This is a genomic window from Salipiger marinus, assembly GCF_900100085.1.
GTDB classification, from domain to species: domain Bacteria; phylum Pseudomonadota; class Alphaproteobacteria; order Rhodobacterales; family Rhodobacteraceae; genus Salipiger; species Salipiger marinus.
Genome location: NZ_FNEJ01000049.1, coordinates 1 through 9,223, shown reverse-complemented (window position 1 = coordinate 9,223; position 9,223 = coordinate 1). Strand labels below are relative to the sequence as shown.

General features: G+C 65.9%; 9 protein-coding genes. 2 read left to right on the top strand and 7 right to left on the bottom strand.

Annotated elements, in window-relative coordinates; all coding sequences use genetic code 11:
* Window positions 1-535 precede the first annotated feature (535 nt).
* Window positions 536-1,168 carry a TetR/AcrR family transcriptional regulator gene (locus BLR51_RS26130; RefSeq protein WP_375342703.1) on the bottom strand — a complete coding sequence of 211 codons (633 nt, stop codon included), beginning with the start codon at window positions 1,166-1,168 and terminating at the stop codon, window positions 536-538.
* Between the two features lie 92 nt (window positions 1,169-1,260).
* On the opposite strand from BLR51_RS26130, the gene hpbA reads away from it, so the two are divergent.
* Window positions 1,261-3,297 (top strand): N-methyl-L-proline N-demethylase HpbA, encoded by a 2,037-nt coding sequence (hpbA, locus tag BLR51_RS26125; protein ID WP_089852464.1) that lies wholly within the window; start codon window positions 1,261-1,263, stop codon window positions 3,295-3,297.
* A gap of 41 nt (window positions 3,298-3,338) precedes the next feature.
* Here hpbA and BLR51_RS26120 read toward each other — a convergent pair whose 3' ends face one another.
* Entirely contained in the window at window positions 3,339-3,539 is a 201-nt protein-coding gene (locus tag BLR51_RS26120; protein ID WP_089852462.1) for a heavy-metal-associated domain-containing protein, read from the bottom strand.
* A gap of 154 nt (window positions 3,540-3,693) precedes the next feature.
* On the opposite strand from BLR51_RS26120, the gene BLR51_RS26115 reads away from it, so the two are divergent.
* Window positions 3,694-6,150: a heavy metal translocating P-type ATPase gene (locus BLR51_RS26115; RefSeq protein ID WP_131821897.1), complete on the top strand. Its 2,457-nt coding sequence runs from the start codon at window positions 3,694-3,696 to the stop codon at window positions 6,148-6,150.
* 76 nt (window positions 6,151-6,226) lie between these two features.
* On the opposite strand, the gene BLR51_RS26110 is transcribed toward BLR51_RS26115, so the two are convergent.
* The 5 genes from BLR51_RS26110 to BLR51_RS26090 form a co-directional block, all read right to left on the bottom strand.
* Complete coding sequence (locus BLR51_RS26110) at window positions 6,227-6,523, bottom strand: 50S ribosomal protein L23 (protein ID WP_089852460.1); 297 nt, start codon at window positions 6,521-6,523, stop codon at window positions 6,227-6,229.
* Complete coding sequence (rplD, locus tag BLR51_RS26105; RefSeq protein ID WP_089852458.1) at window positions 6,520-7,137, bottom strand: 50S ribosomal protein L4; 618 nt, start codon at window positions 7,135-7,137, stop codon at window positions 6,520-6,522. The genes BLR51_RS26110 and rplD overlap by 4 nt, the downstream gene beginning before the upstream one ends.
* On the bottom strand, window positions 7,134-7,976 hold the full coding sequence (rplC, locus tag BLR51_RS26100) for a 50S ribosomal protein L3 (protein WP_089852456.1): 843 nt from the start codon (window positions 7,974-7,976) through the stop codon (window positions 7,134-7,136). Before rplC ends, rplD begins: the two co-directional genes overlap by 4 nt.
* Window positions 7,977-7,988: 12 nt before the next feature.
* Complete coding sequence (gene rpsJ / locus BLR51_RS26095) at window positions 7,989-8,294, bottom strand: 30S ribosomal protein S10 (protein WP_058247699.1); 306 nt, start codon at window positions 8,292-8,294, stop codon at window positions 7,989-7,991.
* A gap of 174 nt (window positions 8,295-8,468) precedes the next feature.
* A partial coding sequence (locus BLR51_RS26090) for an elongation factor Tu (protein WP_089852154.1) occupies window positions 8,469-9,223 on the bottom strand: 755 nt, incomplete at its 5' end.

The window sequence follows — 9,223 nt, the reverse complement described above, 5'->3', positions numbered from 1 at the left end:
GTCGTGCTTCGGGTTTCCAAAGAAACCGAAAGCCGCCAAACAGTGAAGCTGACACTTCATCATCGGGCCGAAACCCTAGAAGCGTTGATATGCAGACATTTGATCCATCGTATGAACCAGTGCCGCCCGCATATCTCTTCAGATACTTGCGATGTCAAAGAGCGTGAGAGACAAAAACCAGAACAGTGCGCCCTAACTTGCGGCGCGCTGCCCGTCATGCCCTCGAATTCCGTTCCGCCTCGTCTGCGACCAGCTCCGCGTCTCCGCCTCGCCGCCGCCCCGTCTGGCGTCCCGTCAGCACCTCAGCGCCGCCGGTGAGGGGCTATCTACGGAATACAACAAACACCCGCAACCCCTTTTTCGCAAAAACTTCACGAGCAGCATCAAAAACCTCAAAAATCACGCAAATCCAAAAGCTTAACCCCCAAAATCCCCGCACAGCACACCCAGATCACACCCAAAACCGACATACCCACATACATATCCACAGAATCCGGAGACTATTCCGGGATAACCCGGCAATTGCCTCTGACCGTCAGTCCAGATTGCCGCGAAGCCGGGCCATTTCCGCCTCGGTCGGGCGCTGGCCGGTATAGATTTCCACGTAATGCGGGAATCGGCGCAGGCGGTCCTCCAGCGGTTCGCGCACCCGCATGGAGATATAGCCCACCTGCACAAGGTAGATGGTGCGCGCCCGCACATCCGCATCGGCCTCGTCATGGCCCCATTTCAGCAGCAGCTGGCGCAGCGTCTCCAGCCGTTGGGAATCAGCCGCCTGCAGCCGCGCCAGCACCGCCGTGTCCTGCTGGGCCCAGGACCGCACCGCCAGTTCCAGCCGGGTGTCGAAGCTGCGGTCGCTCAGGAAGATGGCGATCACCGCCAGCATCGCTTCGGTCCGGGTCGCGGCATAACCTTCGGTCGCGGCCACCAGCGGGGCGGTGGTGCACCGCTCCCACCGGTCCAGCAGCCCGTCCAGCAGTTGCTGCCGGTCCTTGAAGAACCAGTAAAAGCTGGTGCGGGACAGGTTCAGTGTCCGGGCCAGCGGCACGATCCGCACCGCATCCACCCCCCCTTCGACCAGCGCGGCATAGGCCGCCTCCAGCCAGAGGTCGGGCGAACCGCGCTCCCCCCGGGCAGGTCTGCCGTCATCATCTGTATCATTCATCATGTTCACCCCTGAACATTAGATTGACAGGAGTGTACATTGTCGGAATCCTGCCGCAACCCCTGCGTGGCCCCCAACCGGAAAAGGTAAGCCCGATGTCCAGCGATCCCCTGCTGCAGCCCTATCAGCTTGGTCCCCTCACCCTGAAAAACCGGATCATGATCACCAGCCATGAACCCGCCTACCCCGAGGATGGCATGCCCAAGGAGCGCTACCGCGCCTATCATGTAGAACGGGCCAAGGCAGGCGTGGCGCTGACCATGACCGCAGGATCGGCCAGCGTCGCCCGCGACAGCCCGCCGGTGTTCAACAACATCCTCGCCTGGAAGGACGAGGTGGTGGGCCATATGGCGAAGCTGGCGCAGGAGTGTCACGACGAGGGCTGCGCGGTGATGATCCAGCTCACCCATCTGGGCCGCCGCACCCGCTGGGACAAGGCGGACTGGCTGCCTGTCGTCTCTCCGGGGCATGAACGCGAAGCCTCGCACAAGGCCTTCCCCAAGAAGATGGAGGACTGGGACATCGCGCGGATCATCGGCGACTATGCCGATGCCGCCGAACGGATGCAGGCCGCCGGCCTCGACGGGATCGAGATTCAGGCCTACGGCCATCTGATGGACCAGTTCTGGTCGCCGCTGACCAACGAGCTGGACGCGCCCTATGGCGGTGATCTGGACAACCGCCTGCGCTTCACCTTCGACGTGCTGTCAGAAATCCGGCGCCGCTGCGGCGCGGGCTTCCTTGTCGGGGTGCGCTATACCGGCGACGAGGATCTGCCGGGCGGGCTGACCAAGCAAGACGGTCTGGCCATCTCGCACCGGCTGAAGGACAGCGGGCTGGTGGATTTCCTGAACGTGGTGAAGGGGCATATCGACACCGATGCCGGGCTGACCGACCTCATCCCGATTCAGGGCATGCGCAACGCGCCGCATCTGGATTTTGCCGGAGAGATTCGCGCCGCCACCGGCTTTCCCACCTTTCACGCCGCCAAGATCCCCGATGTGGCCACCGCGCGCCATGCCATCGCCAGCGGCAAGCTGGACATGGTCGGCATGACCCGCGCGCACATGGCCGACCCGCATCTGGTGCGCAAGGTGATCGAAGGCCGCGAGGAGGACATCCGGCCCTGCGTCGGCGCCAATTACTGTCTGGACCGCATCTATCAGGGCGGCATGGCGCTGTGCCTGCACAACCCCTCTACCGGGCGCGAGATCGAACAGCCCCATGTCATCGCCAGAGCCGAGGCGCCGAAGCGCGTGACCATCGTCGGCGCCGGTCCCGCCGGGCTGGAAGCGGCGCGGGTGGCGGCGGAACGCGGCCATGCCGTGACGGTGTTCGAGGCGGCGGACCAGCCCGGCGGGCAGATTCGCCTGACCGCCCGGCAGGAACGGCGGCGGGAGATGTCGTCGATCATCGCGTGGCGGTTCGAACAGTGCGAAAAACTGGGCGTGCAGTTCCGCTTCAACAGCTTCGCCGATGGCAATGACGTGCTGGCCACCGATCCGTCAGAGGTGATCATCGCCACCGGCGGCCTGCCCCATACCGAGGTGCTGGAGACGGGCAATGATCTGGTGGTGTCGGCATGGGACATCCTGTCGGGTGACGTCAAACCCGGCCAGACCGTGCTGATCCATGACGATGCGGGCGACCATGCCGGGCTGATGGCGGCAGATCTGCTGTCGGAAAGCGGATCCGTGGTGGAAATCGTCACCCCTGACCGCAGCTTCGCCCCCGAGGTGATGGCGATGAACCTTGTGCCCTACATGCGCAGCCTGCAGGCGCGCGACGTGACCTTCACCGTCACATGGCGGCTGCGCGCGGTCACGCGCGAAGGCAACGGGCTGCTGGCGCATCTGGGATCGGATTACGGCAGCACGCTGCGCACAAGGCGCGTCGATCAGGTCGTGATCAATCACGGCACGCGCCCACTGGACGAGCTGTATTTCGAGCTGAAGCCGCTGTCGCGCAATCTGGGTGCCGTGGATTACACCGCGCTGGCCACCGGCGGGGCCCAGACCCGGCTCGACAATCCCGAAGGCGGCTTCCGGCTGTTCCGCATCGGCGATGCGGTCGCCGCGCGCAACACCCATGCCGCGATCTATGACGCGCTGCGGCTGGTGCGCGGGCTCTGATCCTTTGGCGGGGGGCTTGCCGTCCCCTCCTCCTGCCCCGGTCAGCCCGTGACCGGAACCGCCGGGAATCCCGCCTCGGCCAGCGCCGCCTGAACCGCCTGCAGCGAGGCGGTCGTCTCCACCTCGACGCGGCGGGCGGGCGGATCCGCCGTAACGCGGGCCTCGGCGTCCAGATCAAGAAGCGTGGCGCGCACGGCACGGGCGCAGCCGCCGCAGGTCATCGAGTCGATTTGAAGCTGCATCGGGATCTCCTGTGGCCCGGATCGGGCCGCGACCAGTGCACGCCTCTGCCCGTCGAAGGTCAAGAGGACAAAATCCCTCCGGCACCTTGACCTTCCCCCTGCTGGAACCCTTATCTGCCATGCTGACCCTTGTTCTGACAGAAAGAAGGCAGCCATGGCCGACCTCACACCGTCCCGCACGCTCAGCCTGCCCATCGAAGGGATGTCCTGCGCCTCCTGCGTCGGGCGCGTGGAAAAGGCGCTGCGCGCCGTGCCCGGGGTGCAGAGCGCCGTGGTCAACCTTGCCACTGAACGCGCCAGCCTGTCCGGCGACACGCTTGACCGCGCCGCGCTGGTGCGGGCCATCGAAAAGGCGGGCTATGCGGTGCCCGACAGCACGCAGGATCTGGCGGTGGAGGGCATGTCCTGCGCCTCCTGCGTCGGACGGGTGGAACGCGCGCTGGCAGCGGTGCCGGGGGTCAGCGCGGCCTCGGTCAACCTTGCCACCGAACGCGCCACCGTGCGCGGCAGCGCCGATCCGGATCTGCTGATCGCCGCCCTGCGCAAGGCCGGATACGAGGCGCGGGTGCAGAGCCCCCAGCAGGGCCCCTCCCCCGAGGCCGAGGCGCGCAAGGATGCCGAAGCCCGCGATCTTGCGCGGCAGATGACGCGGGCGGCGCTGCTGACGGCGCCGGTCTTCGTGCTGGAAATGGGCGGCCATCTGGTGCCCGCGCTGCATCATTGGATCGACGCCACCGTGGGGATGCAGGCCAGCTGGATGCTGCAATTCGTGCTGACCACGCTGGTGCTGTTCGGCCCCGGCCTGCGATTCTACACCAAGGGCCTGCCCGCGCTGGCCCGTGGTGCGCCCGACATGAACGCACTGGTCGCCGTGGGATCGCTCGCCGCTTATGGCTATTCGCTGGTGGCGACCTTCCTGCCCGGCGCCCTGCCCGCAGGCACCGTCAACGTCTATTACGAGGCCGCCGCCGTCATCGTCACGCTGATCCTGCTGGGCCGCCTGCTGGAGGCGCGGGCCAAGGGCCGCACCTCTGACGCGATCCGGCGGCTGGTGGGACTTGCCCCCAAGACCGCCCGCCTGCGCCGCGACGGGCAGGTGCAGGAGGTGCCCGTGGCCGATCTGCGCACCGGTGACATCCTCGAAATCCGGCCCGGCGAACGCATTCCGGTCGACGGGGTGGTGACCGAAGGCGACAGCCATGTCGACGAATCGATGATCACCGGCGAGCCGGTTCCCGTGGCAAAAGCCCCCGGCAGCCCGCTGACCGGCGGCACCGTCAACCAGACCGGCGCGCTGGCCCTGCGCGCCACCGCCGTGGGCGGCGACACCGTTCTGGCCCAGATCATCCGGCTGGTGGAACAGGCACAGGGCGCCAAGCTGCCGATTCAAAGCGCGGTGGACCGGATCACCCTGTGGTTCGTGCCCGCCGTCATGACGCTTGCCGTGCTGACCTTTGGCGTCTGGCTGCTGTTCGGGCCGGATCCGGCGCTGAGCTTCGCGCTGGTCAATGCCGTGGCGGTGCTGATCATCGCCTGCCCCTGCGCCATGGGGCTGGCCACGCCCACCTCGATCATGGTGGCGACCGGGCGCGGCGCCGAACTGGGCGTGCTCTTCCGCAAGGGCGACGCGCTGCAGCATCTGCGCGACACGGCGGTGGTGGCGCTGGACAAGACCGGCACCCTGACCGAAGGCCGACCCGCGCTGACCGATCTTGTCCCCGCCCCCGGCTTTGACCGCGCCACCGTTCTGGCCCATGTCGCGGCGGTCGAATCGAAATCCGAACATCCCGTCGCCCGCGCCATGGTCGAAGCCGCGCAAACCGACCAGCTGGCCCTGTCCGCCGTCACCGGGTTTCAGTCCGTCACCGGCTATGGCGCCAGCGCCAGCGTGGCGGGCCGCCGGGTCGATATCGGCGCGGACCGCTACATGGAACGGCTCGGCCTTTCGGTGGACAGCTTCGCCGAAACCGCCGAGGCGCTGGCCGCAGAGGGCAAGTCCCCGCTTTACGCAGCGCTGGATGGGCAACTCGCGGCGATTCTTGCGGTGTCGGACCCGATCAAGCCCAGCACCCCGCAGGCCATTCGCGCGCTGCATGATCTGGGACTGAAGATCGTGCTGCTGACCGGCGACAACGCCCGCACCGCCCGCGCCGTGGCGGACCGGCTGGGCATCGACGAGGTGCAGGCGGCGCTGCTGCCCGAAGGCAAGGTCGAGGCGCTGCGCCTGCTGCAACGCCAGCACGGGCCGGTGGCCTTTGTCGGCGACGGCATCAATGACGCGCCCGCGCTTGCCACGGCAGATACCGGGATCGCCATCGGCACCGGCACCGATGTCGCCATCGAAGCGGCGGATGTGGTGCTGATGTCGGGCAATCTGCAGGGGGTGCCGACGGCCATCGCCCTGTCGCAGGCCGCGATCCGCAACATCCGCCAGAACCTGTTCTGGGCCTTCGCCTATAACGCCGCACTGATCCCCGTGGCGGCAGGCGCGCTTTATCCCGCTTTCGGCCTGCTGCTGTCGCCGGTCTTTGCCGCAGGCGCAATGGCGCTCTCGAGCGTGCTCGTGCTCGCCAACGCGCTGCGCCTGCGCCGCCTGACCCCCGCCACCTGACCGGCAGCACCGCTGACCAGCAAAAAACCCGGCTCCTTGCGGAGCCGGGTTTCTTTTGTCCGACAAAGGACTGGGATCAGAGGCCGGTCGACACGTCGATCGTGTTGCCCTCTTCGAGGGTCACATAGGCCTTCTTCACGTCACGCCGCTTGCCAAGCTGGCCGCGGAAACGCTTCACCTTGCCTTTGGTGATGGAGGTGTTCACCGCCTTCACCTTCACGCCAAACAGAGCCTCGACGGCTTCCTTGACCTGCGGCTTGGTTGCGTCGATCGCCACTTCGAAAACCACGCAGCCGTTCTCGCCGGCCATGGTGGATTTCTCGGTGATGATCGGCTTGCGGATCACGTCGTAATGTTCGGGCTTCGCGGTCATTTCAGTCGAGCCTCCAGAGCTTCGACACCCGCCTTCGTGAGCACAAGCGTGTCACGCTTCAGGATGTCATACACGTTGGCGCCGATGGTCGGAAGCACGTCCAGGCCTTCGATGTTGGCTGCGGCGCGGGCAAAACCCTCGTTCACAGCGGCACCGTCGATCACCAGCGCGCGCTTCCAGCCCAGGTTCCGGACCTGTGCCGCCAGCGTCTTGGTCTTGCCGTCGGTCTCGGTGTTCTCGATGATCACCAGAGCGCCGGATTTGGCCTTGGCCGAAAGCGCCAGCTTCAGACCCAGCGCGCGGACCTTCTTGGGCAGGTCATGCGCGTGGCTGCGGGGCGTCGGGCCCTTGTAGATGCCACCCTTGCGGAAGATCGGCGCCTTGCGGGAGCCGTGGCGTGCGCCGCCGGTGCCCTTCTGGCGATAGATCTTCTTGGTCGAGTAGCTGACTTCCGAACGACCCTTGACCTTGTGGGTGCCCTGCTGCGCCTTGGCACGCTGCCAGCGGACGACGCGATGCAGGATGTCGGCGCGCGGATCCAGCCCGAACAGGGCCTCGTCCAGCTCGACTTCGCCCGCGGCACCGCCGTCGAGTTTGATCACGTCGAGTTTCATTCGTCGCCTTCCTTCTTCTCGGCCTGAACGTCCGCTTCAGCGGCTTTCAGGGCAGCTTCCTCGGCGGCTGCCTGCTCGGCTGCGGCGGCCTCGGCTGCGGCGGCTTCCTCGGCAGCGGCCTGTGCGGCAGCTTCCTCGGCCAGACGCTTCGCTTCCTCGGCGGCGGACCGCAGCGCGGCCGGCAGGATCACGTTCTCGGGGGTGGGCTTCTTGACGGCGTCCTTGACGGTCACCCAGCCACCCTTGGAACCGGGAACGGCGCCTTTGATCATGATGATGCCGCGGTCGGCATCGGTCTTCACGACCTGAAGGTTCTGGGTGGTGACACGGACGGCGCCCATGTGGCCCGCCATCTTCTTGCCCTTGAACACCTTGCCCGGGTCCTGACATTGGCCGGTCGAGCCGTGCGAACGGTGCGAAATCGACACACCATGCGACGCGCGAAGACCGCCGAAGTTGTGCCGCTTCATGGCACCGGCAAAGCCCTTACCGATCGTGGTGCCGGAGACATCCACGAACTGACCGGCGAAGTAATGGTCAGCGGTGATCTCTTCGCCAATGGCGATCAGGTTGTCGGCGTCGACGCGGAATTCCGCGATCTTCCGCTTGGGTTCAACCTTGGCCACGGCGAAATGGCCGCGCATGGCCTTGGAGGTGTTCTTGGCCTTGGCCGTACCGGCGCCAAGCTGAACGGCGGTATAGCCATCCTTTTCGGCGGTCCGCTGGGCCACGACCTGACAGGCGTCCATCTGCAGGACGGTCACGGGAACTTGCTTCCCGTCTTCAAGAAACAGCCGGGTCATGCCCAGTTTCTTGGCGATGATTCCAGAGCGCAACATCGACATGCCCCCTTACACCTTGATCTCGACATCCACGCCGGCGGCGAGGTCGAGCTTCATCAGCGCGTCCACCGTCTGCGGGGTCGGGTCCACGATGTCGAGCATACGCTTGTGCGTGCGGATCTCGAACTGGTCACGCGACTTCTTGTTGACGTGCGGGCCACGAAGAACGGTGAATTTCTCGATCTTGTTCGGCAGCGGGATGGGGCCGCGAACCTGTGCGCCGGTACGCTTGGCGGTGTTGACGATTTCCTGGGTGCTGGCATCGAGCACGCGGTAATCGAACGCCTTGAGCCGGATACGGATGTTCTGGTTCATTGAACATGCCTTCTTTGGCGTTGGGGTTGAGAGGAGGAGACAGGACCATCCAGCCCCCTCGTCGAACCCATGGCGGAGGAAGACCCCCGCCGGAAAGGAAGATGGGTGCCGCAGCACCCATCTGGTAGTCCAGTCTGGCGGGCCGCATAGAGCCCGCCGACCGCAGTGTCAAGCTCAGACGAGGATTTTCGACACGACGCCGGAGCCGACGGTGCGGCCGCCTTCGCGGATGGCGAAGCGCAGGCCGTCTTCCATGGCGATCGGCGCGATCAGCTCGACGACGAACTTCAGGTTGTCGCCGGGCATCACCATCTCGGTGCCCTCGGGCAGCTCGACGGTGCCGGTCACGTCCGTGGTCCGGAAGTAGAACTGCGGGCGGTAGTTCGCGAAGAACGGCGTGTGACGGCCGCCTTCTTCCTTGGTCAGGATGTAGACCTCACACTCGAACTTGGTGTGCGGCTTCACCGAGCCGGGCTTGCACAGGACCTGCCCGCGCTCCACGCCTTCACGGTCGATGCCGCGCAGCAGCGCGCCGATGTTGTCGCCCGCTTCCCCACGGTCCAGCAGCTTGCGGAACATTTCCACACCGGTGCAGGTCGTGGTCTTGGTGTCGCGGATGCCCACGATCTCGATCGAATCGCCGACGTTGATCACGCCGCGCTCGATACGGCCGGTCACCACGGTGCCACGGCCCGAGATCGAGAACACGTCTTCGATCGGCATCAGGAACGGCTGGTCGGTGGCGCGCGGCGGCTGCGGGATGTATTCGTCCACGGCGGCCATCAGTTCGCGGATCTTGTTCTCGCCGATTTCCGGATCGCGGCCTTCCATCGCGGCCAGAGCCGAGCCCGCGATGATCGGAATGTCGTCGCCCGGGAAGTCATAGGCCGACAGCAGCTCGCGGACTTCCATTTCCACCAGCTCGAGCA

Excerpts from the sequence above, each read along its gene's own strand:
- BLR51_RS26130 (WP_375342703.1), bottom strand. The coding sequence starts at position 1,168 with ATGATGAATGATACAGATGATGACGGCAGACCTGCCCGGGGGGAGCGC.
- rpsJ (WP_058247699.1), bottom strand. The coding sequence starts at position 8,294 with ATGAACCAGAACATCCGTATCCGGCTCAAGGCGTTCGATTACCGCGTG.
- BLR51_RS26110 (WP_089852460.1), bottom strand. The coding sequence starts at position 6,523 with ATGACCGCGAAGCCCGAACATTACGACGTGATCCGCAAGCCGATCATC.
- rplC (WP_089852456.1), bottom strand. The coding sequence starts at position 7,976 with ATGTTGCGCTCTGGAATCATCGCCAAGAAACTGGGCATGACCCGGCTG.
- rplD (WP_089852458.1), bottom strand. The coding sequence starts at position 7,137 with ATGAAACTCGACGTGATCAAACTCGACGGCGGTGCCGCGGGCGAAGTC.
- BLR51_RS26120 (WP_089852462.1), bottom strand. The coding sequence starts at position 3,539 with ATGCAGCTTCAAATCGACTCGATGACCTGCGGCGGCTGCGCCCGTGCC.
- hpbA (WP_089852464.1), top strand. The coding sequence starts at position 1,261 with ATGTCCAGCGATCCCCTGCTGCAGCCCTATCAGCTTGGTCCCCTCACC.
- BLR51_RS26115 (WP_131821897.1), top strand. The coding sequence starts at position 3,694 with ATGGCCGACCTCACACCGTCCCGCACGCTCAGCCTGCCCATCGAAGGG.